This window comes from Streptomyces sp. NPDC058457, from assembly GCF_042720695.1.
Classification (GTDB): domain Bacteria; phylum Actinomycetota; class Actinomycetes; order Streptomycetales; family Streptomycetaceae; genus Streptomyces.
Map to the genome: position 1 here is coordinate 11,984 of NZ_JBHXLU010000095.1, position 24,651 is coordinate 36,634.

Here is a 24,651-nt window from a genome sequence, read left to right on the forward strand (position 1 = left end):
CGCACGGCCGGGAGGAAGGCAAGGCGTCCAGGCGGTTCACAATGCCGAGCGGCGCGCCAGCAGCGCCAGGACCAGCAGCCCGGGGAGCATCGGCAGCCACCCGGTCAGCAGACGGTAGCCGAGGACCGCCGAGACCGCCGCCGGTCCCGGCGCGCCGGCCGCCGTGAGCCCGACGGCGAGCGCGGCGTCCAGCGACCCCAGTCCGCCCGGCGTGGGCAGCAGCGCCGCCGCGCCACTGGCGACCAGGTAGGCCATGACCACACGGCTGGTGGGGAGGCCGAGGCCGATCGCATGGACCACGGCGACGACCACCCCGGCATGCAGCAGAGCGAACGCGACCGAACCGCCCCACAGCGCACAGGCCCGCGCCCGGCACCGGTGCACGTCCCGCACGTCGGCGAGGGCCCGGCTCACCACTCGTCCGAGGCGGCCGCTGATCGCGACCGCCAGGACGGCGGCTCCGGCCGCCACCGGCAGCAGGACCAGCACATGCGGGATCCGCACGGAGAGCGGGACCGTGCCGGGCGAGGCGACCAGCAGGGCCACACCCAGCACGCACCGGACGATCCCGCCGACGGCCGCCTTCACCGCCAGCGCGGTCGCCGAGCTCCGGGTGGACAGCCCGCACCGCGTCAGGAACCGCAGGTTGACCACTGCCGCTCCGGCCCCCGCCGGAAGGAGGTGGTTGGCGGCGCCGGCCGCGAACTGCACCGCCACCAGCCGGCCCTTGGGCAGCTGTTCGACCACCGCTCCCTGCTGCGCCACGGCCGCGCACACCCAGGTGGCCAGGGCGGCGAGGCAGGCGAGCACCAGCCACTCCCCGTCGGCGTCGGCCAGCCGGTCGGTGCCGCTGTCCAGCGTGGCCCGGTGTGCGGCGAGCATCCCGCCGGCGGCGGCGAGCGCCACCAGGGTGATGCCCAGCTGGACGTACAGGCGCCGCCTGCCCACGGTGACCGGCAGGCTCTCGGCGACGGTCACGACGGTCGCCTCCCCTGCCGTACATCGGGTGCCATGTACGCCCGGAGAACGCCGACCCGTTCCTCGGGCCAGGTGCGCGCGTACGCGGGTGGACGCCCCCTCGGCGAAGTGAGGACGGCGAAGGACGTGCGGTGGGCGGCGCGCCTCAGCTCGGCCACGGTGGTGCTGGTGTCATGCCCCGCCGTCTGGGCGGAGCCGCAGCCGACAGCGAAGGCGACGGGGACGGCGTCGTATCCGCTGAGCAGGCACGGCGACCGTACACCGAGTTCGCGGAGGGCGGCGGCGGTGCGGGCCCAGTCGGCGCGGGAGGCGGCGGAGCTGTGCACGGTGTGCTCCAGGACGACGTACTGCACGGCCACATGGCCTGCCAGGCCGACCGCCACCAGGCCGACGGCCAGGGTGCGCCCGGCCCGGTGTGCCGGGGCGCTGACCAGGTGGACGAGGCCGTGGGCGACGGGGAGGGCGAGCAGGGCGTATGCGGGCAGCAGGAAGCGGGGGGCCGCGTAGCCGATGAGGAACAGGTAGGGGACCGCGGCCGTGGCGGCGCAGGCCCCCGGGAGCAGGACGGGCAGCGCGCGGCGGGCGCGGACGGCGACCACCGCGCCCAGGACGGCGAGGAGCGGCAGCGCGAACCACCACAGGGTCACCACCGGGCTGGGGGCCGATCCGGTGCAGGGCCGGCACAGGGTGCGCCCGCCGAGACTGCGCAACTGGTCGACCACGGCGAGGTGCCAGCCGAGGCCGCCCTGAATGGCGGAGGCGGCGGACAGGCGCTGCGCGAGGCCGCCATAGCTCGCATACGCCTCGATCACCCACTCGCCGGCACCCGCCACCAGCCCCACGACCAGCACGACGAGAAGACGCGGGCGGCGCAGGGAGAGAGCGAGCAGGGGCAGCACGACGTAGACCGCGTCCGTCGGACGCATCCACGCCATCAGCGCCGCGCCCGCGAACACACCCCACCAGGCCGCCCGGTCCCGTGCGTTCGCGCGGGCGCGCAGGAAGCAGCCGACGCAGGCCAGGGCGCCGATGGCGACCCAGTAGTTGGGCATGGCCTGGGGACCGTAGAACAGCGTCACCCACAACGAGGCGAACAGGGCGCCGGCCAAGGCCAGGACGCCGGGCCCGAGGTGGCCTCGCCAGACCCGCAGGGCGAGGTAGAGGGCCAGGCCGGAGAGGACGGCCAGGTAGATCCGGAGCAGGACGGTGGAGTCGGACCACGACGCGATCGGGGCGACAAGGAGTGAGATGCCACGGGAGCGGGGCGCGCTGAAGTAGGCGGCGGGAACATGACCGCTGACCTGGCTGACGTAGACGGTCTCGTCCCAGCCGAGACCGAGATCCGGCCGTACCAGGACGAGCTGGGCGAGCGTGAAGGCGGCCGCGACCACCCCGAGCCGGGGCTCGCCCCGCGAGCGCCGAGGCCGGACGGCCTTCGCGGGGAGGCCGGTCCGAGGGACACCGGTCGTCGTGGCGTTCGAGCCCTCGGCCATCTTGCACCTCTCGTCGTCGCGCGCCACGGAGCCGGATCCTCCGGCAGCTCGCAGGAGGACATCCCACCCTACGACTTGTAGGGTGAGAGGCGGGTGAGAGGACGCCGCCGCGCTTCTCCGCCAAGTGCCCGGCATGGCGGGCAACGGCCGACGCGAAGCGCCCGGACAGCACACGGTCAGGCGGCTTCCTGCAACGTGAGCACGTCGCCCACCCGGACCGTTCCGGCTTCGAGGACGTCCAGGTAGACACCGAGGCACGAAAGCCGACCCAGGTCGAACACCGGTACGCGGTGATCCCTGGCGACCGCGCGCATGATGCCGGGATCCGGCGGCAGTTCGTCGTGGCCGAGGGTCGGGATCACGCAGCGGGGCGTGGGCACCACTACCCGGAACAGCGCCTCGCCCACGCGCAGGCGCGATCCCGGCCAGGCGTCCTCGGGGAAGCCCGGCCCTCCATCGGTGTCCACGACCAGGTTCGGCCGGAAACGGCGCGGGTCGAAGTCCCCGGCGGGATACACGGTCCGCATCCGGTCCAGGGACGCCGTGGTGACGAGATGGACCCGCCCGAAGTCGAAGAACGTGCCGGGCGCGACGCTGCCCGTCGTGATACTCGCTCCCGTGGCATCGACGGAAGCGGTCGCCCGTACGACGTCCGGAACACCGCCTTCGTAGTCCGGCACGGCCCGCTCCAGCCTGCTCTGTTCCGGGGCGACGGCCGAGACGAACACCGGCCGGCCCAGCAGCTTGGACAACCGCACGTCCAGGTCCGGATCCTCCGCCGGGAGAGCAGCGCCGTCCGGCAGTACGACCCGGGCCGCACCCGAGTCGTCCAGGCGGCTCCGACAGCGCAGCAGATCCCCCCACTTGCGCGGGTGCTTGGCACTGCCCACCGCACCTGTCTCGTCCAGCACGGCGTAGACCCGGTCGCCGGAGAAACCACGTTCCGTGACGGCCACGGCGATCACGGCCTCACCCAGCATGGACTTCACCGGATACCGGAACAACGCCGTCACAGTCCCCATGGATCGATTATGACTGCCAGAGGGAGGGCAGCTCCTCGGAGCAGCCGCCGAACTCCCGCCCATGGTCGATGAGATGGAGCTCCAGGATCCGGTGGCAGTGGCCGTGGCAGGCGGGTCGCACCGAGCATCTCGTTCGCCAGGTCATGGACGCGGCGCCGATTTCGCTACAAGTTCCGAAATTATTCGTGATGGCTCGGCCACGCCCGTGCAACACGGCGTTCGTAGCTTCGCAGTCAGCGATAACGCTGCTTTCCCGCGAAATCCAGGAGCCCCCGAATGTCCCTCCCCTCCAGACGCGGTGCCCTGAAGCTGACCGCCGGTCTGGCGCTGCTCGGCGCCGGCGCGCTCACCGGCTGTGGCCGCGGCGACGCGACCACGGCCGCGAAGTCCTCCGCCACGCCCATCGACGACTCTCCGGCCACCGGCACCCTGAACGTCTGGGCCGCCCAGGGCGACGCGGACGTCCTGGACAAGGTGATCAAGCCGTTCAAGGCCGCGAACCCGAAGCTCTCGGTGAAGTTCACGCTGATCCCGAACGCCGAGTACTACACGAAGCTCCAGTCGGCGATCGCCGCGGGCAAGGGACCGGACGTCGCCCAGTTCTTCCCGGAGTCGCAGGCCCAGTTCCTCGACCCGTCGATCCTGCGGGCCGTGCCGGACGACCTCGTCGACCCCAAGTCCTTCTTCACCAGCCTGTGGGACGCCGGTGTGGTCAAGGACGTCGCCTACACGGTCCCCTGGTACGCGTACACCTACGCGCTCGTCTACCGCTCCGACCTCGCCGAGAAGGCGGGCGTCACGGCGCCGACCACCTGGGCGGGGACGGTGCCCTTCCTCAAGGCGCTCCAGGGCGCCGGGGCCGGGCACGGCCTGGGGGCGGACATCGGCTGGGACATCTTCAACGGCCAGGACGTCGCCATGTACGCCTGGCAGGCGGGCGGCTCGCTGCTCTCCGGCGGGAAGTGGACGCTCGACACCCCGGCCATGGCCGACGCGCTCAAGTACAACGCGTCGTTCTTCACCTCCAAGGCCGCCGACACCAGCGGACCGACCTTCCTGGACGCGCAGCCGTACTTCGTGTCCGGCAAGACGGCCATGATGATCACCGGCCCGTGGGTGATCGGACAGCTCGACACCGCGGCGAAGAAGACCGGCTGGACGGCCGCCCATGTGGCCACCGCCCCACTGCCGGCGGGCTCGTCGGGCAGTGTGTCCTTCTCCGCGGGCGGCACCTGGGGCGTGCTCGCCGACGCCGGCAACGCCGACGCGTCATGGAAGTTCGTCCGCCACCTCGCGAAACCCGCTGCCCAGGTCGCGCAGTACAAGGCGTACAGCTCGCTGCCGGCCGTCGTCTCCGCCTGGGACGACTCGGCGATCAAGGGACAGCCGCTGCTGGACGCCTTCCTGACCCAGCTCAAGAACACCCGGGCGTTCCCGCAGGTGAGCACCTGGCAGCAGGTCGCCACCCGGCTCGGCAAGGAGATGGAAGCCGTGGCCAAGGGCACCGAGAGCGCGGCGAAGGCGGCGGCGAACGTGCAGGCGTACGCCGAGAGTCTCGGCACGGGAGCGCAGTGAGGACCCGCCGGACGGCCGTCGGCTGGCTGTTCCTCGCGCCGTTCACGCTGGTCTTCCTGGTCTACACGGCCGTGCCCACCGTCGCCGCACTCGGCTTCAGCCTCACCGACCTGCGCGGCTCGGACCTGCGGCATCCGCTCGCGGTGGACTTCACCGGCCTGGAGAACTACGTCCGGTTGTTCCAGGACGACAGCTTCGTGAAGGACATCGGCAACACCGCGCTGTTCGTGGCCGTCGGGGTGCCGCTGACCATGGCGGCCGGGTTCGTGCTGGCCCTGGCGCTGAACTCCGGCATCCGGCGGCTGCGCGGCGCCTTCCGCACGGTCTTCTTCGCACCCGTCGTCACCAACGTCGTCGCGGTCGCCCTGATCTGGCGGTACGCCTTCAACGAGAACGGCACCGTCAACAGCGTGCTGTCCGCCGTCGGCCTGGCAGGCCCGAACTGGCTGGACGACACCCATCTGGCCATGCCCGTGGTCATCGCGCTCGGCGTCTGGCGCAACTTCGGCACCGCGATGGTGCTGTTCCTCGCCGGACTCCAGGCGATCCCGGGCGACGTGTACGAGGCGGCGGCCCTCGACGGGGCGGGCCGGTGGCGGCAGCTCAGGCACATCACCCTGCCCATGCTGATGCCCACCACCCTGATGGTGTCGGTCCTGCTGACCGTCTTCTACCTGCAAGTCTTCGACGAGCCCTACCTGCTCACCGACGGCGGCCCGCTAGGTTCCACCGAGTCGGTGGCGCTGTACACCTACCACCAGTTCGGTTCGGGCCAGCTGGGCATGTCGTCCGCGGCGTCCTTCGTGATGCTGGTCATGGTGGCCCTGGTGAGTGTCGTCCAGTTCCGACTGCTGAGGCCCCGCTCATGACCGCCGTAGCCGCGTACCAGAACGCCGAACCCGCCGCCGCCGACCGGATCGCCGTACGCCGCCGGTCCGTCGCCCAGCCCCTGCTGTACGGGGCGCTGGTGCTGTGCGCGCTGCTCACGCTGCTGCCGTTCGTCTGGGTGGCCGGCGGCTCGCTGCGCAGCCTCGACGAGATCCGCTCCGACCCCGGCGCCTGGCTTCCGCACCATGTCACCCTCGACAACTTCGTCCGGCTGTTCCGCACCCAGGGCTTCGGCCGGTTCCTCGTGAACAGCGTCGTCGTGGCGGTCATGGTGGTCGTCGGGAACGTGGTGGCCGCGTCGGCAGCCGGATACGCGCTCGCCAAGCTGGAGTTCGCGGGCAAGCGGCTCGCGTTCGGGGCGGTCATGGGGGCGATGATGGTGCCGTTCACCACGGTCTTCGTCACCCAGTTCGTGATCACCGTCGACCTGGGCCTCGCGGACACCCTGACCGGCATCGCGCTGCCCGCCGTGGCGCTGCCGTTGTCGGTGTTCATCATGCGCCAGTACGCGCTGTCGGTCCCCGACGAGCTGCTGGAGGCCGCCCGGATCGACGGGGCGAGCGAGTTCCGGATCTTCTTCCGGATCTTCCTGCCGCTGGCCGGTCCCGCGGTCGCGACGATCACGATCATGTCGTTCCTCACCTCGTGGAACAACTTCATCTGGCCGCTCGTCGTCGCCCAGAGCATGTCCACGTACACCCTCCCGGTGGGTCTCGCCGCCACCAGCCAGGCCGCGGCGCACGTCACCGACTACGGTCTGATGCTGGCGGGTGCGATCGTGGTGATGCTGCCGGTGCTGGTGCTCTTCCTGTGCCTCCAGCGGTACTTCGTGCAGGGCATCGCGGGAACGGGGATGCGGTGATCACGACGGACACGGTGCGGGCCCCGGCGGGCACGGTGATCGGCCGCCGAGAGGGCCGGGTGCGGCGGTTCCTCGGCATCCCGTACGCCGAAGCGCCCATCGGCGTACGGCGGTTCGCGGCGCCGGTCCCGCGCGGCCGGTTCACCGAGCCGTACGACGCGTCCCGGCACGGCGCGACCGCGCAGGCGGTGCCGCTGTCGGCGACGACCACGATCCCGGAGCCGTCCGTGCCGGGCGACGACGTGCTGAACCTGAGCGTCGTCGCCCCGGCCGACGCCGAGCGCTGTCCGGTCCTGGTGTGGATCCACGGCGGCGGCTTCCTCGCGGGTAGCCCGGCGAGCCCCTGGTACGACGGGCGTTCCTTCGCCCGCGACGGGGTCGTCACCGTGACGGTCGGATACCGGCTGGGCGTGGACGGGTTCGCGCCGCTGGACGGCGTGCCGGCCAATCTCGGGCTGCGCGACATGCTGCTCGCCCTCGACTGGGTGCGGGAGAACATCGCCGCGTTCGGCGGTGATCCGGACCGGGTCACCCTCGCCGGGCAGTCGGCCGGAGGCGCGGCGGTGCTGGCGCTGCTGGCGTCACCGGCCGGACGGGGCCGTTTCCAGCGGGCGATGAGCATCTCCGGCGGCTTCTTCGAGGTGGGAAGGGACATCGCTCGCGGCTTGCTGGAACGGCTCGGGGACCGGCTCGGCGTACCGCCGACGCGGGAGGGATTCAGCGCCGTCGGCGTGGCACGACTGCAAGCGACCGTAAGAGATGTGAGAGGCGAGGAGGCTCTGGTGCTCGGGCCGGTCACGGGTGACGACATCCTGCCGGTGTCCCTCGCCGAAGGGCTCGCCGGGCACGGGCTGGACGTACCGCTGCTGCTCGGGGCGACCGGCGACGAGTTCGACGGCGGCGCGGGAGCGGTCGTGGCGGCGCGGTCCGCCCGCGCGGCCGGCACCCGGGTCACCGACACCCTCTTCCGCGCCGCCTGCCCGCGCGTGGCACGCCTCCGGCGGAAGGCCACCGCCGGCACCTGGCTTTACTCCTTCGAGTGGCCCTCCCCCATCACCGGCGGCGCCACCCACTGCGTCGACATCCCGTTCTTCTTCGACGTCCTCGACGCACCCGGCGTCCGGGCGGCCCTGGGCCCTCGTCCGCCGAAGGAGCTGGCCGCGCCGATGCACGCGGACCTCGTCGGGTTCGTGCACGGACGACGGCCGTCCTGGGCACCGGCGACCGGCGAACCGGGCGATACGGCACGCGAGTACGGCCGTCGCGGCGCCGTGTCCGCCGCCGACGTCACGGGCGGGTACGACCCCGTGGTCCCGGCAGCGACGGAGGCCTGCTGATGGCGGGGATGAATCAGAGCGCGGTACGCCGGGTCAACACCTCCGTGATCCTGCGGGCGTTGGCGGTGTCGGCCGGGCCGACGACGCTCACCGCCCTCGCCGAGCGGACGACTCTGTCAAGGCGCACCATAGAGCTGATCCTGGACTCCCTCCTGACGGCCGGCTGGGTGGCCGAACTCGACCGGGTACCCGCCCAGGGCTGTGCCGGCCGGCCCGCCCGGCGCTACGAACTGCGCGCCGAACACGCCCTGCTGGCGGCAGCGCAGATCACCACGGAGACGGTGTCCGCGGTCGTCGCCGACGTGCGCGGCCGTATCGTCGGCCGCGCGCACCGTCCGCTGCGCTCCTATCCGGACCCGCGGGCCTCGCTCGACGACGTGGCGACGCTGGTGCGGGAGGCACTGGAGGACGCGGGTGGGTCGGTCGAGCGGCTGCGCGCCGGTGCGCTCGCGAGTGGCGGCGCGATCGACGACGACGGAGTGGTGCGGCGGCTCGTGCACACGACCCGGTGGGAGGGCGTGGATCTGCCCGCGGAACTCACGCGCCGGATCCGGGTGCCCTGGTTCGCGGACAACGACACCAACCTCGGTGCCCTGGGGGAGCGTTGGCGCGGCGTGGCCGGTGACCACGACAACGTCGTCTGGGCGATGCTCGGCAACCGGGCCGGCCTCGGCATCCTGATCCGGGGAGCGGTGCATCGGGGGCTCGACGGAGCGGCGGGCGAGATCATCGAGGCGGTGCCGATGCGGACGGACTCGGTCGAGCACCGGCCGGTCGCCTGGCTCACCTCGCCGGAGCCGGAGCGCCGTGCCATCGCGCTCGGTCGCGTCGAGGCCGCCCGGGCGGGCGAGGCGGGCGCGCTCGCCGAGGTCGACGAGTTCGTGGCGCACATCGCCACCATCCTCACCACGCTGTCCTGGACGGTCGCCCCCTCCCTGATCGTGCTGGGCGGCGGTCTGGAGGAGGCGGCCGACGTGCTGCTGCCCCGGGTGCGCGAGGCGTTGCGCGCCGCCCGCACCCCCGCGGTCGAGCTGCGGGCCACCGGCCTGGGCCGCGACGCCGCCCTCGTCGGTGCCGTGAAGCTGGCACTCGACCGCATGGACACCGAGTTGTTCGGCCCCCTCGTACCGAGCCTCTGATCCCTCGCGTCACCGATCCACCGACCTATGGAGTCTCCAGTGACCCACACCCCCCACGCCCCGCACACCCATGTCCTGATCGTGGGCAGCGGCATCATGGGCGCCGTCGTGGCCCGGCTGCTGCGCGAGTCCGATCCGGCGTTGCGGATCACGATGGTCGACGCCGGCACCACGATCGGCGACACGCCCGGCAGACACCTGCACGACCTCGACGACCCCCTCCTGTGGGCCCGCTACAACGAGCAGGTCGCCACCGGCATCCAGGGCATGTACACGGGAGCCGAGGTGGTGCGCGAGGTTCCCCGCGACCTCGGCTCCCTGCCGCCCGGCATGTACCACGCGCTCGCCTTCGGGGAGGACGCCGAGGCGATGCCCCAGGCCGCGCTCGCGTGGAACGCGGGAGGCATGGGCGTGCACTGGACGGCCGCGACACCCTGGCCGGCCGGCCACGAGGTGTTCGACTTCGGGGACCCGGCCGCCTGGGCGACGGACCTGGACACCGCACGCCGGCTCCTCGCGGTCGTACCGGCCGCGATCGGCCCGACCGGGGTGGGGCACCTGGTCCTCGACGTACTGCGGCGCCGGTACGACGGCATCGGACCGGCCGACCGGCGCCCGCAGCCGATGCCGATGGCCGTCACTCCGACGGCCGCCGGTCCCATGCCGCGCACGGCCCCGGGGACCATCTTCCCGGCCCTCGCGACGGGCACGGACCCGGCTTTCACCCTGGTGACCGGAACGCTCGTCACCAGGCTCCGGGTCGCGTACGGCCGGGTCGCGGGCGCCCGGCTGCGCCGGGTCGCCGACGGCTTCGAGTCGGACCTGGACGCGGACGCCGTGGTGGTGTGCGCCGACGCGCTGCGCACCCCGCAACTGCTGTTCGCCTCGGGCATCCGCCCGGACGCGCTGGGCCGTCGGCTCAACGAACACGCCTTCGTCACCGGCCGCGCGCTGCTCGACCTCGACCGGTTCGGCACCGGCCTCGACGCACTGCCGCTGCCACGCCCCGGCGAGTTCAGCACCGACTCCCTGTGGCTGCCGCACAACGGTGCCGAGCAGCCGTTCCACGGCCAGATCATGAACCGCACGTACCTGGACGAGGCGGGCCGCCCGCTCGCCCACTCGGTCGGCATCTCGCTGTACGTCCCGATGGAGTCGCGTCCGGAGAACCGGCTGGTGTTCTCGGAGTCGGACACGGACCTCGCCGGGATGCCCCGGATCGGCGTCGAGTTCGCCCACTCCGCCGCCGACCGGACGCTGATCCGCCGGGCTCAGGACGAAGTCCGCTCACTGGCCGAGGAGTTCGGCCCCTTCGACCCCGCTACCGAGAGCGCCCTGCTGCCGCCCGGCTCCTCACTGCATCTGACCGGTACCGTCCGCTCGGGCCTCGCCGACGACGGCACCAGCGTGTGCGACCCGGACGGCAGGGTGTGGGGCCACGACAATCTGTACCTCGCCGGAAATGGCGTGATCCCCACGGCGATGGCCGCGAACGTCACCCTGACGGGCGCCGTGACCGCCGTCCGGGCCGCCCGGGCCGTCACCGCACACACCGCTGGTCGGCGGAAGTCCGCGCTCACCACCACCCTTCGACAGAAAGCCTGACCATGATCGACATTCCCAGGGAGTTCCGCGTCTCGCTGCCCGCGTGGATCGACGACGAGCTGGCCGACGTGCCCGCCGTCATCCCCGACCGGGCGGACCGGATGCGGCTCGTGCACCGGCTGGCCGACCGCAACTGGCGTGAGGGCAACGGCGGTCCGTTCGCCGCGCTGGTCGCGGAGCAGGACACCGGCCGGATCGTCTCGGTGGGCGTGAACGTCGTCCTCGCCTCCGGTGTCTCCAGCGCCCATGCCGAGGTCGTCGCCCTCGGGCTCGCGCAGACGGCGACCGGTGGCTGGGACCTGGGCGGCCACGGCTTGCCGGCACACGAACTCGTCGTCAACTGGCGTCCGTGCGTTCAGTGTTACGGCGCCGCCATGTGGTCAGGGGTGCGCGGTCTCGTGGTCGCGGGACAGGGCCCGGAACTGGAGGAGATCACCACCTTCGACGAAGGCCCGCTCGGCACGGACTGGGCCGAACAGTTCGAGGCCCGCGGCATCAAGGTCGTGCGGGACGTGCTCCGCGACGAGGCGCTGACCGTGTTCCGCGCCTACCGGGAAGCCGTCGACGCGGACGAGGTCGACGTCTACAACGCCCGAGGAGGGTCCGAGTGACACCGCGATTCGCCACCGACGTCATCACCTTCTACCACCCCGTCTTCTGGGGACTCGACTCCGCCGACGCCGTGCGCGACCGGGCCCTCGCCCACCCCGTGGCCTTCTGGGAGCGGGTGATGGACGCGCTGGCCGAATCCGGCGTCACCGGCATCGAGCTGACCTTCGCACCCGGTGACATCGGCTCGGTGCTGCGGGCGTTCGGCAGCGCGTCGGCGTTCCGGCGCGAACTGGCCTCCCGCGGACTGTCGTTGGTGAGCGCCTTCGTCGCCGACAGCGACGCCCCGGACTGGCGCGACGACAGCGGCCTCCCGGCGATCGTCGCCGACGCGGAGCGCCGCGCGGCCTTCCTCGCCGAGGCCGGGGCCGACCTCCTCGTCGCCGGACTGCCCATGCGCCGGACGTTCGGGACCCGCCCGCCCCTGTTCGTCGACGCCGCCTACATGAACCGGATGGCCGACGTCGCGCACGCGGTCGGCGAGGCCGTCGCCCGGCACGGCGTGAAACTCGCCCTGCACACGGAGTCCAACAGCACCCTCTGGTACGAGCGCGACATCGACCTCTTCATGGCCCTCACCGACCCGCAGTACGTCTGGCTGTGCCCGGACGCCTGCCACATCGCCCTGGGCGGCGGCGATCCGGTGGCCGTCGCCCGCCGCCACGCACCGCGCATCGCCCTGGCGCACTGGAAGGACGCGGTCGGACCGATCGACACCCACCTCACCATCGACGAGACCGTGTACGCCCGGCAGCAGCCGTACATGACGGAACTGGGCCAGGGCATCGTGGACTGGCACGGCTGGGCGGGGGCCATGTCCCGCACGCCCGGAGCCGGCACGATCCTCATCGAACTCGACATGGCGCCGGACCCGGTCGCGGCGCTCCGGGCCGGAACGGCGGTGGCACGGGCATCACTCAACGGGGCCGCGTGACGCCCACGCCCACGCCCACCCGCACCCGCACCCGCACCCGCACCCGCACCCGCACCCGGATGGCACTCGACGGGTGAGCTTCGTCCAAGGCTACGGCTCGCTGCGAAGCCTGCCGCGTGCTCGATGGCGTGCGTGGAGGAGAGGCCGGGAAGTCAGGACGAGGTTGACGCCTGCCGAGCGGATGCGGCCGGTCTGTCACTGATCTGCGTGGCATGGGTTGGGGTCCCGGGGGTTGCCGCGCGATTTCCCGGCGCTCACCAGGCCGCCGACCGGACGTGTGGTTCTCGGGTCAACCGGTGAGCAGGAGCAGGGGCGTCGGCTGTCCGGGGCGCCAGTCCTGGGGTACGGCGGCGAGGGCGTCCGCGAGGGCCGCGCCGTGCAGGAAGGCGGGCCGGTGGCCGCCGACCGGCTGGGCGGTGGTGCCGTCCCAGGTGACCGGGATCAGCCGGGTGCGGCCGGGCGCGGTGCGGATGTCGCCGGTCAACGGGATGCGGGGCAGGGCGGGCAGGGGGCGGCGTACCCGGCCGGGGGCGGGGCGGCCGGTGTGGGTGAGTTCGTCGCCGGTGACCAGGACCCGTACGCGGGGGCGGGGTCGTACGGGAAGGGTGTCGTGACCGGATGCCGCGGCCGGTCCGAGCAGGGCGGGGCCGACGCGGGTGCCGGCCGGAGCCAGGGGCGAACCGGCGGAAGCGTCCTCGCCGGCGCGGCGGATGTGCTTGCCGTCGGCCAGGGGCGGCCCCCACACGAGCGTGCCGGAGCGGTCGATCCGTACCAGCGGAATCACCGCCCGCGCCCCCGCGGGAACGGGCGCCCCCGTCGAGATCTCGACCGCCTCACCCACGTCCAGCGGACCGCCGGTCCAGGCACTGCCCGCACGCACCGCGCCTCGCACCCGCCAGGGTCCGGCCCCGGGACCGACCGCGTAGCCGTCCATGGCGGCCGTGTCGAACCCCGGCATCGGCTGCGGGGTGCACAACATGTCGGCCAGCGTCAGCCCTGCGGCCCGTGCGAGGGGAACCTGCCGGGCGGGGAGCGGGACCGAGGCCTCGTGAGCGCGTTCGCGGGCGACCGCCCACGGCAGGTCGCGGCAGGAGGCGGGGGGCGCGGCTGCGGTGGCGAGGACGGTCATGGCGACCAGGCTGGCGCCGCCGTTTTACCGCCCACCGCACGCGGGGTTGCCGCTGCGGCACGGGCTGTTCACGTCCGTCCCGGCCGGGGTGTGAGGTTGGGAATCGGCACTGGACGCACCTGCGTGCCGGGGCTGAGCGTGCTCGCGCCGGTCTCGCGCCGTCCTCGACGGCGAACCCGACCACCAGGACGAGGTCCAGACTCGGGCGGCGCGGCGCTCTGCCGGCCCTCGTGTCTCACATGTGTTTGACAGCACCACCGGACATCCACCATGCTTCCATTAATTCATTAGTACAATCATGGTGGAACCGAGGAAGGCGACGTGATCGACTACCGGATCGACCGTGGCAGCGGCGTACCGGCCTATGTACAGATCGTCGAGCAGACCGAACGCGCGCTCCGGATGGGCTTCCTCAAGGTCGGGGACAAACTGCCCACCGCCAAGGAGGTGGTGGCGGCGACCGCCATCAACCCCAACACCGTGCTGCGGGCCTACCGCGACATGGAGCAGGCCGGTCTGGTCGAACTGCGCCGCGGTCTCGGAACCTTCGTGACGCGGTCACTCGCCCGGCCCGGCGCGGAGGACGACTCGCCGCTGCGCCGGGAGGTCACCGACTGGGTGGCTCGCGCCCGGGCCGCGGGCCTGGAGCGGGCCGATGTCCTTGCCCTGGTCACAGCCGTCCTGGACGCCTACGACAACGAACACGACAGCCCCACCCCGGGTGACCGGGGACGGAAGAGGAGGACGCATGACCGGGCCTGACGCGCCGGCCGCACTGCGCGCCACGGGACTCGGATTCCGGTACCGAAGGCGGGGCGGCTGGGCCCTGCGGGACTGCGAGTTCACCGTACCCGGCGGTCGTGTCGCCGCCCTCGTCGGACGCAACGGCGCCGGCAAGAGCACCCTGCTGCACCTGGCCGGCGGCCTCCTGCCAGCCGACTCCGGGGAACTGCGCGTGCTGGGCGCCGCGCCCGGCACGACCGAGGCCCGCGCCCGGGTCGCCCTGCTCACCCAGGACAAGCCGCTCTACCCCCGTTTCACCGTGGCGGACACCCTGCTGATGGGCGAGAAGCTGAACTCCTCGTGGGACCGGACGGCCGCCGAGCGGATCGTCCACGAGGGCGGCATCCCGCTCCACGCCCGCGTCGGGGAGCTGTCCCCCGGGCGCCGCACCCGCGTCGCGCTCGCCCTGGCCCTGGGCAAGCGGCCCGAACTCCTGCTGCTCGACGAGCCGTTGGCCGACCTCGACCCGGTGGCACGAGGCGAGATCATGGCGGAGCTCATGGCCGAGGCCGCCGAGCGCGGCACGAGCATCGTGCTGTCCTCGCACGTCCTGCCCGAGGTGGAGGAGACCTGCGACTGGGTGCTGGTGTTGCGCGACGGCCGCGCAGTGCTGAGCGAGGACGCCGAGGCTCTGCGCGAGAGTCACCTCGTGCTGACCGGACCCGCCGACCGGGCCGACGCCCTGGCCGCACAGCACACCGTCGTACAGCGCCGTACCGCCGGCAGACAGCTGACCGCCCTGATTCGGCGACGCGGACCACTGCGCGGCGACTGCCACATAGCAAGGCCCAGGCTGGAGGACATCCTGATCGGCTACCTCCAGGCCGAGGAAGCGCCGGGGCACCCGGCCGCGGGCGAGCGGACGGAGGCCGCGGCGTGAAGGGCTCCCTCTGGCTCGCCTGGCGCCAGCAACGCGTGCCGGCCGGCATCGGCGCGGCCGCCCTGGTCCTCACCGCGGCGATCGCCGTCTACTTCCGCTCGGGCATGCTCGACGCCCTGCGCAGCGGGCTGTTCGACCACTGCGCCACGGGACCGCTGTACTGCACCCGGTCCGACAGCGGCCTGCCCCTTCTGCTGGACGTCGAGACGCTGAAGTACCTCGGGGCGCTGAACATCGCCCTGCCTGTCGTCATCGGCGTCTTCTGGGGCGCCCCGCTGCTGGGCCGCGACCGGGAACTGGGGACACACCGCCTGATCCTCGCCCAGGGTCCGACCCGCGGTCAGTGGTTCGCCTCCCGGTTCGCCCTGGCCGCGGCGACCACGACCGTTCTCGCCGGCCTGCTCGCGGGAGTGTTCGCCTGGTGGTGGCGACCGGCCGCCGACCGCAGCTACGGACTGTTCTGGTACGACGACACGGCCCTGAGCGGCTCAGGCCCCCGCGTCGTCGCGGCCGCCCTGTTCGGCCTGGCAGCCGGCACACTCCTGGGCCTGCTGACCAGCCGGGTCCTGGCAGCGATGGGCCTGACCCTGCTGACGACCGGGCTGACGACGCTCCTGCTGGAGTGGACGCACTGGTCCCGGCTGCTGGTCCCGCCGCGCACCTACGTCAGCGCCGGCACCATCCCCAAAGCGCCGATGGGCGAGAAGTGGTCGACCGGCGACTACGGCCTGATCACGGCCTCCGGGCGGCACGACTCCGTGCTCAACTGCCCTTTCCCGTCAGGAACCCAGCTCAAGGAGTGCATGACGGCACACGGGTACGTCGCGCGCTTCTACGAAGCCAACCCGGCCGGTGACTACTGGACCTTCCAGTGGACCGACACCGCGGTCCTCGGCGGTCTGACCGTCCTGCTCACGGTCGTCACCGTGCTGCTCCTGCGCCGCCGCGTCTGACGCCATCGCCGTCATCTCCTTCACCACTCACCCGGATTCCCCTTGTCTCTGCTCATCTCTGCTCTTCTCTGCACGGAGGTCGCTTCGCCATGCCCGCCGACGCCAGGTCGCCGAAGAAGCTGCGCCACAACCGCGCCGCCCTCACCCACAACACCGGTTACGCCCTGCGCCACCCCGGCCGCGTGGTCCCGTACCTCCGCCGGGCCGGCCGGGACGCGTGGCCGCGTCTCAAGTACCCCGACCAACATCTCGCCCGACATCCTGATGGCAGGCAAGAAGACCCTCGTCGAGCGCCGCCTCCAGGACAGACTTCCGCACCTGGCGATCTCCGGCGACCTGACCCTGGACTTCCCGCCCGGTGACCACTTCGACGTCGTCCACGCGCACAGCGTCTTCTCCCACTCGCCGCTGGAGGTCATCGACCAGTGCCTCGCCCACGTCGGCCGTGTGCTGACCGAAACCGGCTTCTTCGACTTCACCGGCTCGGCGTCGAGTTCTTCTTCCTCATCAGCGGATTCGTGATCTGCATGAGCAGTTGGGGACGGACTCCCGCAGAGTTCACCGTCTCCCGGATCTCACGGCTCTTCCCTGCCTACTGGTGCGCCGTACTCCTGGGCGCCGCAGGACCTCACCGCGCAGCCTGCTCTCACTCGCACGCCGTAACCCCGTAACCCCGTAACCCCACCGAAGAAAGGGCTCGTATGCTCTTCAGCACACGTACAAGACGGTCACGCATACTCATCGCCGTCGCTACGGCGGCGGCCACCGTCCTGGCCGTCGCCGTGACTCTGGCCCTGACGGTCACGACCTACGACCACACCTCCCCGCGCGCCGCCCGAGCCAAGGCATCGGGATCGGTCACCGGAAGCGTCGACTGCCGCAAGGCGAAGTGCGTGGCACTCAGCTTCGACGGCGGTCCCAGCCCGACGACCCCCAGGCTGCTGGACATCCTCAAGCAGCAAGGGCTGCACGCCACGTTCTTCGTGCAGGGCAAGGGTCACATCTCGAAGTACCCGGACATCCTGCGCCGTATCGCGGACGAGGGGCATGAAATCGGCAATCACACCTGGAATCACCGGAGGTTGACCGACCTCGACGAGAAAGACGCCCGGCAGGAACTGACCCGGACACAGGACGCCATCGAGAGGATCACCGGCACCAGGCCCGTCCTGATGCGTCCGCCGGAGGGCCGCACCAACCGCAAAGTGGCCAAGGTCTGCCGGGAGTTGGGGCTGGCGCAGGTGTTGTGGAGCGTCACCGCCAAGGACTACGAGACGACCGACTCAGCCCTGATCACCAAGCGGGTGCTCGACCAGACCCACCGCGACGGCATCATCCTCCTGCACGACCTGCACAAGGGGACCGTGCCCGCCGTCCCCGGGATTCTCAAGGCACTCAAGCAGCGCGGCTACACCATCGTCACCGTGTCGCAGCTGCTCGCCCCCGCCAAGCCCCAGCCCGGGATGGTCTACCGGCCCTGAGCCGGCTCACCGGCGAACCCGTATGCATCCAAGGTCAGAGCGAAGGCGTCATGCCACAAGCGCGTCTGCACGTCTCGATGCGGCACCCCCGAAGCGATCAGGACGGCATCCAGGGCACGACGGTGCGTACCGTGGTCAACGAGGGCCGACACCACGCCAAGCAGCAGCACTGCGCCGTCGGATGAGGTCGTTCGGGAGAGCGCACGAGGGACAGTAGGGCGTCACACGGACCTGCGGCGAGGACGAGCAGTTGTCCGGCACCGGCGAGGTTGCGGCCCATCGCGGCGCCCATGGTGCCGGCGCCCGGGACGCTCGCGGTGAGCTCGTCGGTCATGACGTCGGCTTTCCTGCTCCAGCTCCTGCTGCGCGACAACGAGGACGTGGCTGGGTGCGCCCCCGAAGGCCGGAGGCGCACCCTGGAGCACGGGTCACTTGGCGGCGGCGCGGACCAGGCCGTCCAGCCAGGCCTGGTGGCCGTTGAGCATCGGGTTCGGACGCTCGTTCGCCAGGGCCGCGGCCGGTTCGCCGATCTGGGTCTCCTGGGTGAGGATCCGCACCCGGCCGCCGGGCAGGTCCTCCACCAGCCAGGCGTGCAGCACGTCCAGCCGCTCCTCGGGCCTGCCGTCCTGCTTCGCCGTCCAGGACAGCCGGCCCGCGACGCCGTCCGCCGGGGCCTGGAACTCGACGACATGCGCGTCCAGGGGCGGGAAGCCGAAGGTGCCGAAACTGAAGACCTGGTCGTCCTTCAGCTGCGGGCCGCCGCCCTCGGGGAAGGAGATGTCGGCGACGTTGTCGTAGTAGCCCTCCCACTCGGAGGTGTCGGTCAGGTAGTGCCAGACCCGGGCGGCCGTGAGGCCCTTGACGATCACCTCGTTGGAGACGAAGTTGTCGCCGGTGCCGGGGAGGTACTTCTCGGGCCAGTTGATCGCGTTCTGCGTGGTCATGCGGGTGTCCTTACGGTGAAGTGCGTTGTCAGGAAAGCCTCTTGAGGAGTTCGGCGGCGAGCGGGCCGGAGGAGGCCGGGTTCTGGCCGGTGACGACGTTGCGGTCGACCACGACGTGCGGGGCCCACGGCTCGCCCGCCTCGACCTTGAGGCCCGCTTCGGTCAGCCGGTCCTGCAACAGCCACCGGGCGTTGTCCGCGCTGCCGGCGAGCCGCTCCTCGGTGTTGGTGAACGCGGTGATCCGGTAGCCGGCGAACGCGTTGCTGCCGTCCTCACTGACGGCGGCGAGCAGGGCGGCCGGGCCGTGGCAGACCACGCCCACCGGCAGGCCGGACTCCACGGCGCGGGTGAGGATGCGGCCGGAGTCGGCGTCGACGGCCAGGTCCTCCATCGGGCCGTGCCCGCCGGGGACGTACACGGCGTCGAAGTCGTCGAGCCGTACGTCCGTGAGGGCGACCGGGGAGCGGAACTCCGGGGCGCCCGCCACGACCGCCCGGACCGCCACGGCGTTCTCCTCGCCGCCGTTGGCCTGCGGGGTCAGGCTGACGGGGTCGGCCGGCGGGATCACACCTCCCGGGGTGGCGACGGTGATCTCGTGGCCTGCGGCCTTGAACGCCTCGTAGGGGACGACGGCCTCGTCGGCCCAGAAGCCGGTGGGGTGTGCGGTGCCGTCGGCCAGCGTCCACCGGTCGGCACCGGTCATCACAAAAAGGATCTCCGCCATGTCTCTCCCCTGCTTCTGCCTGCATCGTCGCCACTCGGACGGGCCGCCGCCACTCGGCGACGCCTCTCACGCTAGGACGTCCACCCATCCGATCACCAATAGGGAAGTCGATTTCCCCTATCGGAAAGCCGATGGCCCGTCCGGTTAGGCTGGAGGCCATGAAGCACCACACGCACGCCACGGTCACGCCCGGGGAAGCAGGCGGCGGACAGCTCCCGCAGCACGCGGACCTCAACCTGCTGCGGACCTTTCTGGCCGTGTACCGTGCGGGGTCGTTCACGGCGGCGGCGCCGCGGCTCGGGCTCTCCCAGCCCACGGTGACCGCGCAGATCCGCACGCTGGAACAGCAGACCGGCCGCGACCTGTTCACCAGGCTGCCCCGAGGCGTGGAGCCCACGCCGTACGCCCACGAGATGGCGGGACGGATCGCCGCCCCGCTCGACGCGCTGAGCGGCCTGGAGGAGTCCGGTGCGGCCGCCGCGCCGGTACACCTGGCCGGGCCCTCGGAGCTGCTGTGCGTACGGGTCCTGCCCGCGCTCGTCCCGCTCGTCGCCGACGGCGTCCGGCTCCGTGTCGCCCAAGGACTGCCCGAGCCACTGCTGGAGGAGATGCGGGCCGGTCGCCACGACCTGGTCATCGCCACCCGGCGGCCCCGCGGCCGGGCGCTGGAGTCGGTACCGCTCGCCGACGAGGAGTACCTCCTGGTCGCGAGTCCGGTCTGGGCCGAACGCCTCGCCGGCCACCCGGAGGCGGACGACCTCTGTGCCTGCCTGCGCGAGGTGCCCATGGTGACGTACGCGGAGGACCTGCCGATCGTCCGCCGCTACTGGCGCACCGTGTTCGGCAGGCCGCTCACCGCCCGTGCCGCCGTCACCGTGCCCAACCTGTATGCGGTGCTCTCGGCGGTCAACGCGGGTGCCGGCTTCAGCGTGCTGCCCCGTTCACTGTGCCAGGAGTACCTCGACTCCGGCCGTCTCGTTCTCCTCCACGCCCCGCAGGAGCCGCCGCTCAACACGCTGTTCCTCGTCCAGCGCCCCGGCGCCGAGGCCAACCCCGACGTGCTCCGGGTACGGGACACCCTTCAGCGCACTGCCCGCGCCTGGTAGCGGCGGCGGCGTACGCCTCCCGGACGCGTCGGTCGCTGACGCGCAGGGCGAGGACGGAGGCGCCCAGGCACAGGGCGGCCAGGGTGAGGAAGGCGACCCGGTCGGCGAAGGCGGTGCCGGTGCCAGTGCCGGTCGGCGGGACGAGCGACGCCGTCAGGGTCCCGGCCAGGGCCACTCCGAAGGCGCCGGCGGTCTGCCGCTGCATGTTGAGGAGGGTGGTGGCGTCGGCCGTACGGGCGGGCGGGATCGTGACGAAGGCGGCGTTCTGGGCGCTCGCGAAGAGCAGGCCGACGGAGGTCCCGAGCAGGTACATCGACGGGTACAGGGCGACGGGATGCGGGGTGGCCGTGAGGATCGCCAGGAGGACGATGACCAGCGCGGCTCCGGCGCCGCCCGCGACCATCAGGCGGCGGGGGCCGACCCGGTCGTGGAGGCGGGGCACGATCTGGGAGGCGGTCAGCATGCCGAGCGCCTCCGGGAAGGTGGCCAGGCCCGAGTGGAGCGCGTCGTAGCCCAGGTCGGTCTGCAGGAACTGGGGGTAGAGGTACAGGACGCCCATGAAGGCGGCCCCGGTGGGCAGCAGGACCAGCTGAGTCGTGCGGAACAGCTGGTCCTCGGCCACCCGCAGATCGATCATCGGGTGGGCGGCACGCAGCTCCCACGGAACGAGCGCGGCGAGGAACGCCACGCCGCCCACCAGCGGAACCAGTGTGCCGATGCTTCCCCAGCCCCGGTCCGGGGCGCCGGTGAGGGCGTACAGGACCGCCGCGAGGCCGCCTCCCGCGAGGACGAAGCCGGGCACGTCGAAACGGGGCGCGCCCGGGCCGGGGAAGTCGGGCAGGACAGCCGACCCGAAGAGCAGGGCGAGGACGCCGACGGGCAGGTTGACGAGGAACACCCAGTGCCAGGAGGCGGTGTCCACCAGCCAGCCGCCCAGGACCGGGCCGAGGGCCGGGGCGACGGCGGTCGGCAGCATGACGTACTGCTGCGCACGCAGCCGCTCGGTCACGGGGAACGCCCGCAGCATCATCGTCATCCCGACGGGGGCGAGCAGACCACCGCCGACGCCCTGCAGCACGCGGTACCCGGTGAGCGCTTCGAGCGAGCCGGCGGTGGCGCACAGCGCGGAGGCCACGGTGAACAGCAGCAGGGCGCCCAGGGCGGTGCGCCGGGTGCCGAAGCGGTTGCCGAGCCAGCCGGAGACGGGGATGCAGACCGCGAGGGCCACGAGGTAGCCGACGTTGACGGAGCTCAGACCTGAGGTGTCGACGGCGAAGTCGCGTCCGACGGCCGGGAGGGCCACGTTGACGATCGTGGTGTCCATGATGGCCATGAAGTTCGCGGCGACGAACACACCGCAGACGGCGACCTTCGCGGGGACACGGTGACCGAACCGCGGCCCGGCCGGCCGCTCGGAGCTCACCGGCCGTGGCGGAGCCAGTGGACCTGCTCCTCGGTCAGGGTGAGGCGGCGCGCCTGGAGCGAGATGTCGATCTGGGCGGTCGTCCGCGCGCCGACGGACGGCCACACGCCGGGGTGGTGGAGGGTCCAGGCCAGCGCGACGGTCTCGGGCCGGGAGCCGAGTTGTCCGGCGAGTTCCCGGCAGCGCTGCCGTCGGGCGCGGTTGTCCTCGGTGTCGTAGGGGTCGGGCCTGCCGTGGTGTTCTTTGGGTCCGGTGCGGGCGAAGTAGCCGCGGGCCTGCGAGGACCAGCCGAGCAGGGGCAGCCGGTGTCCGCGGACGACGTCGAGGACGGCGCTGTCGGCGTGCAGGCTGCCTTCCAGCAGGGCCGGGTCTGGTTCGGCGAGGCTGAACTGGTAGCTGGCGACGGGCGTGTGGCCTCTCTCGACGAGTGCGGCGGCGAGCTCCGACAGCCGCTCGGCCCGCCAGTTGGAGACGCCGACGCGGCGGACGTGTCCGGCGTCGACGAGGCTCACGAGGGTGTCCGCGAGCTCGGCGACCGGCCGGGTGGGGTCGTCGCAGTGGTAGAGGAGGACATCGATGACCTCGACACCGAGGTTCACCAGCGCTGACCGCACGTGGGCGAGGACGGTGTCCCGGTCCAGCGGGATGTCACCGCCGGTCGTGTCGTGGCCGACCTTGGTGGCCACGCCCAGCGTGCCGGGGTTCGCGCGCAGCCACGCGCCGACCGCCGCCTCGGCCTGCCCGCCGGCGTAGCTGTGCGAGGTCTCCACCAGCAGCCCGCCGGCGTCGGCGAAGTGGGCGAGCCGCTCGGCGGTGGCCGCGGCGGGCTCCGCGCCGAACGGGCCCCCGAGGACGAAGCGGTGCGCGGCGCTCTCCATGCCGTCCTCGTCGAGGAGCCCGTCGAGCAACTGCAGCGGGGAACGGGGCATCAGGCGTCGCCCCCGGGGACCCGTCGGAAGCCGTCGACGTCGGCGAACGGCCGGGGCAGATGCGGCCGGAGCGGGACGTGGAAGGTGTTGAGCATCATCGCGGACATGCTGAAGCTGCCGATGCAGCCGATCAGGTCCAGTACCCCGTCCTCGCCGAACAGCCCGATCGCCTCGGCGTAGGTGGCGTCCGTGACGAAGTGGTCGTGGAGCATCTCGTGGGCGAAGGCGTGGAAGACGCGCTCGTCCTCCGCCTTGAAGCCGGGGTCCTCGCCCCGCGCGAGGCGGTCCAGGCAGTCGGACGGCACACCTCCCTCGACGGCCTGCTGGATGTGGGCGTTCCAGGCGGACTGGCTGTCGAAGTGCCGGGCCGCGATCAGCACGCTCAGCTCGCGCAGGCGTTGCGGGAAGCGGGACTCGTTGCGGCAGTACCGGCCGAGGTTCTCCACCCAGTGGGCGAGTTCCATGTTGCGCGCCCAGACGAGGAAGGGCGGGGGCGGTTCGACGCCCGGGCCGACGATGGTTTCGAGGAGTTCGGTCTGCTCGGGGGTGAGGCTGGTCAGCGGGGTCAGTCGCATGGTCGCGCTGCCTTTCAGGGGGAGGTGGATCACCGAGTCGCGGTCTGCGCTCACGGGAGACGACGGTGTTGGTCCGTCGGAGAGGCCCGCGCCCGGGGCAGGGCCGTCCGTGACCGCGGGCCGCGCCCGAGGGGCGTGCGGTCCCGCGGTCAGGACGGGTGTCGGGGGAGGCGCCCCGGGCACGGACGGCCGCGCCGGTGGGCCGAGGGCGAGGGCCTCTCGGCGACCGGGGAGAAGGGGGCCATGTGGTGACTCGGGCGGGGAACACCGCGGACGGGATGCTCAACCCGCTGGAGCAGGTGGACGGAGGTCGTCAGGCGGTGCGCCACCACGCGTAGTACTTGTCGCCGTAGCCGTCCATGATGTCCGCGTACTCGTGGTCCGCGTCCGGGAACTCGAAGAAGTCGTGCGGCACTTCGAGGTCGGTGAAGCGGGTGTCCAGGTCACGGATGGTGGGGGCCAGTCGGGTGTCGAGCCGACCGGACAGCAGCCGGACCTGGCTGGTGCGGCGCAGTTCGGGAGCGTTGGCGAGGACCAGGCTCCAGGGGTGGCAGAGGTCGTAGTACTCCTGGTCGCCGAAGTACGTGTTGTTGACCCGGTCCGCGGGCTCGTCCTTGAGGAGGCGCAGGATGGCGGGGGCGACCGCGGACACCTTGCCGAAGATCTTCGGGTACTTCAGGCCGAGGTGCAGGGCTCCGAAGCCGCCCATGGAGAAGCCCTCGACGGTACGGGCGGCGGCTTCGGGAATCGTCCGGTAGGTGTGGTCCATGTGCCGGACCAGGTCGAAGGCGGTGATCTGGGCGAGCGGGCGGGCGCCGTCCTTGGAGTCGACGTACCAGCCGATCGGCAGGATCTGCGGTACGACCACGATCGCCGGGGGCATCACCTCGCCTCGGATCGCCTTGTCGATCCGCGCAACCATTTCGGAACCCTGGCGGGCGTTGCCGAACCCGCCGTGCAGCCAGTAGATGACGGGGAACCGCCGGTCGGGCTCGGTCTCGTACTGCGGCGGGAGATAGAGCTGGTAGCTGCCCTGGGCGTCCGCGCTGCCGCGCGAGGGCTGCGGGTAGAGACCGAAGGTGGTGAGTTCCTGGTCTTCCTGGACCTCGTCGATCCACTGCTGTTCGATCTCTGCCATCTGCTCGGGGGTGGTGCGTACCTTGTGGACCTTCTCTGGCACGGGGGTTGTCCTCTCGGGGATGGTCGTGGTGCGGTTCCGGGGTCCTCCGAGGCAGGTGCGGCAGCCCTCCGACCCACCAACCCGGCGTTCCATTACGTGGAA

At 72.1% G+C, this 24,651-nt stretch carries 24 protein-coding genes and 2 pseudogenes; 16 read left to right on the top strand and 10 right to left on the bottom strand.

Features of this window, described 5'->3' with window-relative positions; translation table 11 throughout:
* Nucleotides 1–36: 36 nt before the first annotated feature.
* From ACFWPS_RS44235 to ACFWPS_RS44245, 3 genes are all read right to left on the bottom strand, one after another.
* Nucleotides 37–978: a YbhN family protein gene (locus ACFWPS_RS44235; protein ID WP_383717173.1), complete on the bottom strand. Its 942-nt coding sequence runs from the start codon at nt 976–978 to the stop codon at nt 37–39.
* Nucleotides 975–2,471: a hypothetical protein gene (locus ACFWPS_RS44240; protein ID WP_383717252.1), complete on the bottom strand. Its 1,497-nt coding sequence runs from the start codon at nt 2,469–2,471 to the stop codon at nt 975–977. The genes ACFWPS_RS44235 and ACFWPS_RS44240 overlap by 4 nt, the downstream gene beginning before the upstream one ends.
* A 176-nt stretch (nt 2,472–2,647) precedes the next feature.
* Nucleotides 2,648–3,493, bottom strand: coding sequence for an MOSC domain-containing protein (locus ACFWPS_RS44245; protein ID WP_383717175.1), 846 nt, complete (start codon nt 3,491–3,493; stop codon nt 2,648–2,650).
* A gap of 276 nt (nt 3,494–3,769) precedes the next feature.
* On the opposite strand from ACFWPS_RS44245, the gene ACFWPS_RS44250 reads away from it, so the two are divergent.
* The 8 genes from ACFWPS_RS44250 to ACFWPS_RS44285 all read left to right on the top strand — a co-directional run bounded on the left by ACFWPS_RS44250 (nt 3,770) and on the right by ACFWPS_RS44285 (nt 12,442).
* Entirely contained in the window at nt 3,770–5,068 is a 1,299-nt protein-coding gene (locus tag ACFWPS_RS44250) for an extracellular solute-binding protein (protein ID WP_383717177.1), read from the top strand.
* Nucleotides 5,065–5,937: a carbohydrate ABC transporter permease gene (locus ACFWPS_RS44255; protein WP_383717180.1), complete on the top strand. Its 873-nt coding sequence runs from the start codon at nt 5,065–5,067 to the stop codon at nt 5,935–5,937. Before ACFWPS_RS44250 ends, ACFWPS_RS44255 begins: the two co-directional genes overlap by 4 nt.
* The gene (locus tag ACFWPS_RS44260) at nt 5,934–6,818 is read left to right on the top strand and encodes a carbohydrate ABC transporter permease (protein WP_383717182.1); all 885 of its coding nucleotides are present in this window, start codon (nt 5,934–5,936) and stop codon (nt 6,816–6,818) included. The genes ACFWPS_RS44255 and ACFWPS_RS44260 overlap by 4 nt, the downstream gene beginning before the upstream one ends.
* Nucleotides 6,815–8,155, top strand: coding sequence for a carboxylesterase family protein (locus ACFWPS_RS44265; protein ID WP_383717185.1), 1,341 nt, complete (start codon nt 6,815–6,817; stop codon nt 8,153–8,155). The genes ACFWPS_RS44260 and ACFWPS_RS44265 overlap by 4 nt, the downstream gene beginning before the upstream one ends.
* An 8-nt stretch (nt 8,156–8,163) precedes the next feature.
* Nucleotides 8,164–9,294 (top strand): ROK family protein, encoded by a 1,131-nt coding sequence (locus tag ACFWPS_RS44270; protein ID WP_383717256.1) that lies wholly within the window; start codon nt 8,164–8,166, stop codon nt 9,292–9,294.
* Between the two features lie 96 nt (nt 9,295–9,390).
* Nucleotides 9,391–10,899, top strand: coding sequence for a GMC oxidoreductase (locus ACFWPS_RS44275; protein WP_383717259.1), 1,509 nt, complete (start codon nt 9,391–9,393; stop codon nt 10,897–10,899).
* Nucleotides 10,900–10,901: 2 nt separating this feature from the next.
* Nucleotides 10,902–11,510, top strand: a complete 609-nt coding sequence (locus ACFWPS_RS44280; RefSeq protein ID WP_383717189.1) for a nucleoside deaminase — start codon at nt 10,902–10,904, stop codon at nt 11,508–11,510.
* Nucleotides 11,507–12,442 carry a sugar phosphate isomerase/epimerase family protein gene (locus ACFWPS_RS44285; protein WP_383717192.1) on the top strand — a complete coding sequence of 312 codons (936 nt, stop codon included), beginning with the start codon at nt 11,507–11,509 and terminating at the stop codon, nt 12,440–12,442. Before ACFWPS_RS44280 ends, ACFWPS_RS44285 begins: the two co-directional genes overlap by 4 nt.
* Before the next feature lie 289 nt (nt 12,443–12,731).
* Here ACFWPS_RS44285 and ACFWPS_RS44290 read toward each other — a convergent pair whose 3' ends face one another.
* Nucleotides 12,732–13,571, bottom strand: coding sequence for a hypothetical protein (locus ACFWPS_RS44290; protein WP_383717195.1), 840 nt, complete (start codon nt 13,569–13,571; stop codon nt 12,732–12,734).
* 321 nt (nt 13,572–13,892) lie between these two features.
* Here ACFWPS_RS44290 and ACFWPS_RS44295 point away from each other — a divergent pair, with 321 nt between their 5' ends.
* From ACFWPS_RS44295 to ACFWPS_RS44325, 7 genes and pseudogenes are all read left to right on the top strand, one after another.
* Complete coding sequence (locus tag ACFWPS_RS44295) at nt 13,893–14,333, top strand: GntR family transcriptional regulator (protein ID WP_383717198.1); 441 nt, start codon at nt 13,893–13,895, stop codon at nt 14,331–14,333.
* Nucleotides 14,320–15,234 (top strand): ATP-binding cassette domain-containing protein, encoded by a 915-nt coding sequence (locus ACFWPS_RS44300; protein WP_383717201.1) that lies wholly within the window; start codon nt 14,320–14,322, stop codon nt 15,232–15,234. Before ACFWPS_RS44295 ends, ACFWPS_RS44300 begins: the two co-directional genes overlap by 14 nt.
* The gene (locus ACFWPS_RS44305; RefSeq protein WP_383717203.1) at nt 15,231–16,187 is read left to right on the top strand and encodes a transporter; all 957 of its coding nucleotides are present in this window, start codon (nt 15,231–15,233) and stop codon (nt 16,185–16,187) included. The genes ACFWPS_RS44300 and ACFWPS_RS44305 overlap by 4 nt, the downstream gene beginning before the upstream one ends.
* An 89-nt stretch (nt 16,188–16,276) precedes the next feature.
* Nucleotides 16,277–16,667: pseudogene (locus ACFWPS_RS44310) on the top strand (class I SAM-dependent methyltransferase); the annotation flags it as partial.
* Nucleotides 16,668–16,669: 2 nt separating this feature from the next.
* Nucleotides 16,670–16,807: pseudogene (locus ACFWPS_RS44315) on the top strand (acyltransferase); the annotation flags it as partial.
* Between the two features lie 81 nt (nt 16,808–16,888).
* Complete coding sequence (locus tag ACFWPS_RS44320) at nt 16,889–17,668, top strand: polysaccharide deacetylase family protein (protein ID WP_383717206.1); 780 nt, start codon at nt 16,889–16,891, stop codon at nt 17,666–17,668.
* A 50-nt stretch (nt 17,669–17,718) separates the two neighbouring features.
* Nucleotides 17,719–17,853, top strand: coding sequence for a hypothetical protein (locus ACFWPS_RS44325; RefSeq protein ID WP_383717209.1), 135 nt, complete (start codon nt 17,719–17,721; stop codon nt 17,851–17,853).
* A 243-nt stretch (nt 17,854–18,096) separates the two neighbouring features.
* Here ACFWPS_RS44325 and ACFWPS_RS44330 read toward each other — a convergent pair whose 3' ends face one another.
* Nucleotides 18,097–18,612 carry an SRPBCC domain-containing protein gene (locus ACFWPS_RS44330; RefSeq protein ID WP_383717212.1) on the bottom strand — a complete coding sequence of 172 codons (516 nt, stop codon included), beginning with the start codon at nt 18,610–18,612 and terminating at the stop codon, nt 18,097–18,099.
* A gap of 28 nt (nt 18,613–18,640) precedes the next feature.
* Nucleotides 18,641–19,336: a type 1 glutamine amidotransferase domain-containing protein gene (locus tag ACFWPS_RS44335; protein ID WP_383717214.1), complete on the bottom strand. Its 696-nt coding sequence runs from the start codon at nt 19,334–19,336 to the stop codon at nt 18,641–18,643.
* A gap of 158 nt (nt 19,337–19,494) precedes the next feature.
* On the opposite strand from ACFWPS_RS44335, the gene ACFWPS_RS44340 reads away from it, so the two are divergent.
* Nucleotides 19,495–20,442 (top strand): LysR family transcriptional regulator, encoded by a 948-nt coding sequence (locus tag ACFWPS_RS44340; RefSeq protein ID WP_383717217.1) that lies wholly within the window; start codon nt 19,495–19,497, stop codon nt 20,440–20,442.
* Here ACFWPS_RS44340 and ACFWPS_RS44345 read toward each other — a convergent pair.
* The 4 genes from ACFWPS_RS44345 to ACFWPS_RS44360 form a co-directional block, all read right to left on the bottom strand.
* On the bottom strand, nt 20,345–21,865 hold the full coding sequence (locus ACFWPS_RS44345) for an MDR family MFS transporter (protein WP_383717220.1): 1,521 nt from the start codon (nt 21,863–21,865) through the stop codon (nt 20,345–20,347). The two genes, ACFWPS_RS44340 and ACFWPS_RS44345, sit on opposite strands and share 98 nt — an antisense overlap.
* Nucleotides 21,862–22,794 carry an aldo/keto reductase gene (locus ACFWPS_RS44350; RefSeq protein WP_383717223.1) on the bottom strand — a complete coding sequence of 311 codons (933 nt, stop codon included), beginning with the start codon at nt 22,792–22,794 and terminating at the stop codon, nt 21,862–21,864. The genes ACFWPS_RS44345 and ACFWPS_RS44350 overlap by 4 nt, the downstream gene beginning before the upstream one ends.
* Complete coding sequence (locus ACFWPS_RS44355; protein WP_383717226.1) at nt 22,794–23,423, bottom strand: carboxymuconolactone decarboxylase family protein; 630 nt, start codon at nt 23,421–23,423, stop codon at nt 22,794–22,796. Before ACFWPS_RS44355 ends, ACFWPS_RS44350 begins: the two co-directional genes overlap by 1 nt.
* 259 nt (nt 23,424–23,682) lie before the next feature.
* On the bottom strand, nt 23,683–24,549 hold the full coding sequence (locus ACFWPS_RS44360) for an alpha/beta hydrolase (protein WP_383717229.1): 867 nt from the start codon (nt 24,547–24,549) through the stop codon (nt 23,683–23,685).
* Nucleotides 24,550–24,651 lie beyond the last annotated feature (102 nt).

Coding starts and splice junctions, on each gene's coding strand:
- ACFWPS_RS44290 (WP_383717195.1), bottom strand. CDS start 13,571: ATGACCGTCCTCGCCACCGCAGCCGCGCCCCCCGCCTCCTGCCGCGAC.
- ACFWPS_RS44240 (WP_383717252.1), bottom strand. CDS start 2,471: ATGGCCGAGGGCTCGAACGCCACGACGACCGGTGTCCCTCGGACCGGC.
- ACFWPS_RS44340 (WP_383717217.1), top strand. CDS start 19,495: ATGAAGCACCACACGCACGCCACGGTCACGCCCGGGGAAGCAGGCGGC.
- ACFWPS_RS44275 (WP_383717259.1), top strand. CDS start 9,391: ATGGGCGCCGTCGTGGCCCGGCTGCTGCGCGAGTCCGATCCGGCGTTG.
- ACFWPS_RS44250 (WP_383717177.1), top strand. CDS start 3,770: ATGTCCCTCCCCTCCAGACGCGGTGCCCTGAAGCTGACCGCCGGTCTG.
- ACFWPS_RS44320 (WP_383717206.1), top strand. CDS start 16,889: ATGCTCTTCAGCACACGTACAAGACGGTCACGCATACTCATCGCCGTC.
- ACFWPS_RS44330 (WP_383717212.1), bottom strand. CDS start 18,612: ATGACCACGCAGAACGCGATCAACTGGCCCGAGAAGTACCTCCCCGGC.
- ACFWPS_RS44280 (WP_383717189.1), top strand. CDS start 10,902: ATGATCGACATTCCCAGGGAGTTCCGCGTCTCGCTGCCCGCGTGGATC.
- ACFWPS_RS44350 (WP_383717223.1), bottom strand. CDS start 22,794: ATGCCCCGTTCCCCGCTGCAGTTGCTCGACGGGCTCCTCGACGAGGAC.
- ACFWPS_RS44325 (WP_383717209.1), top strand. CDS start 17,719: ATGCCACAAGCGCGTCTGCACGTCTCGATGCGGCACCCCCGAAGCGAT.
- ACFWPS_RS44270 (WP_383717256.1), top strand. CDS start 8,164: ATGAATCAGAGCGCGGTACGCCGGGTCAACACCTCCGTGATCCTGCGG.
- ACFWPS_RS44260 (WP_383717182.1), top strand. CDS start 5,934: ATGACCGCCGTAGCCGCGTACCAGAACGCCGAACCCGCCGCCGCCGAC.
- ACFWPS_RS44245 (WP_383717175.1), bottom strand. CDS start 3,493: ATGGGGACTGTGACGGCGTTGTTCCGGTATCCGGTGAAGTCCATGCTG.
- ACFWPS_RS44335 (WP_383717214.1), bottom strand. CDS start 19,336: ATGGCGGAGATCCTTTTTGTGATGACCGGTGCCGACCGGTGGACGCTG.
- ACFWPS_RS44300 (WP_383717201.1), top strand. CDS start 14,320: ATGACCGGGCCTGACGCGCCGGCCGCACTGCGCGCCACGGGACTCGGA.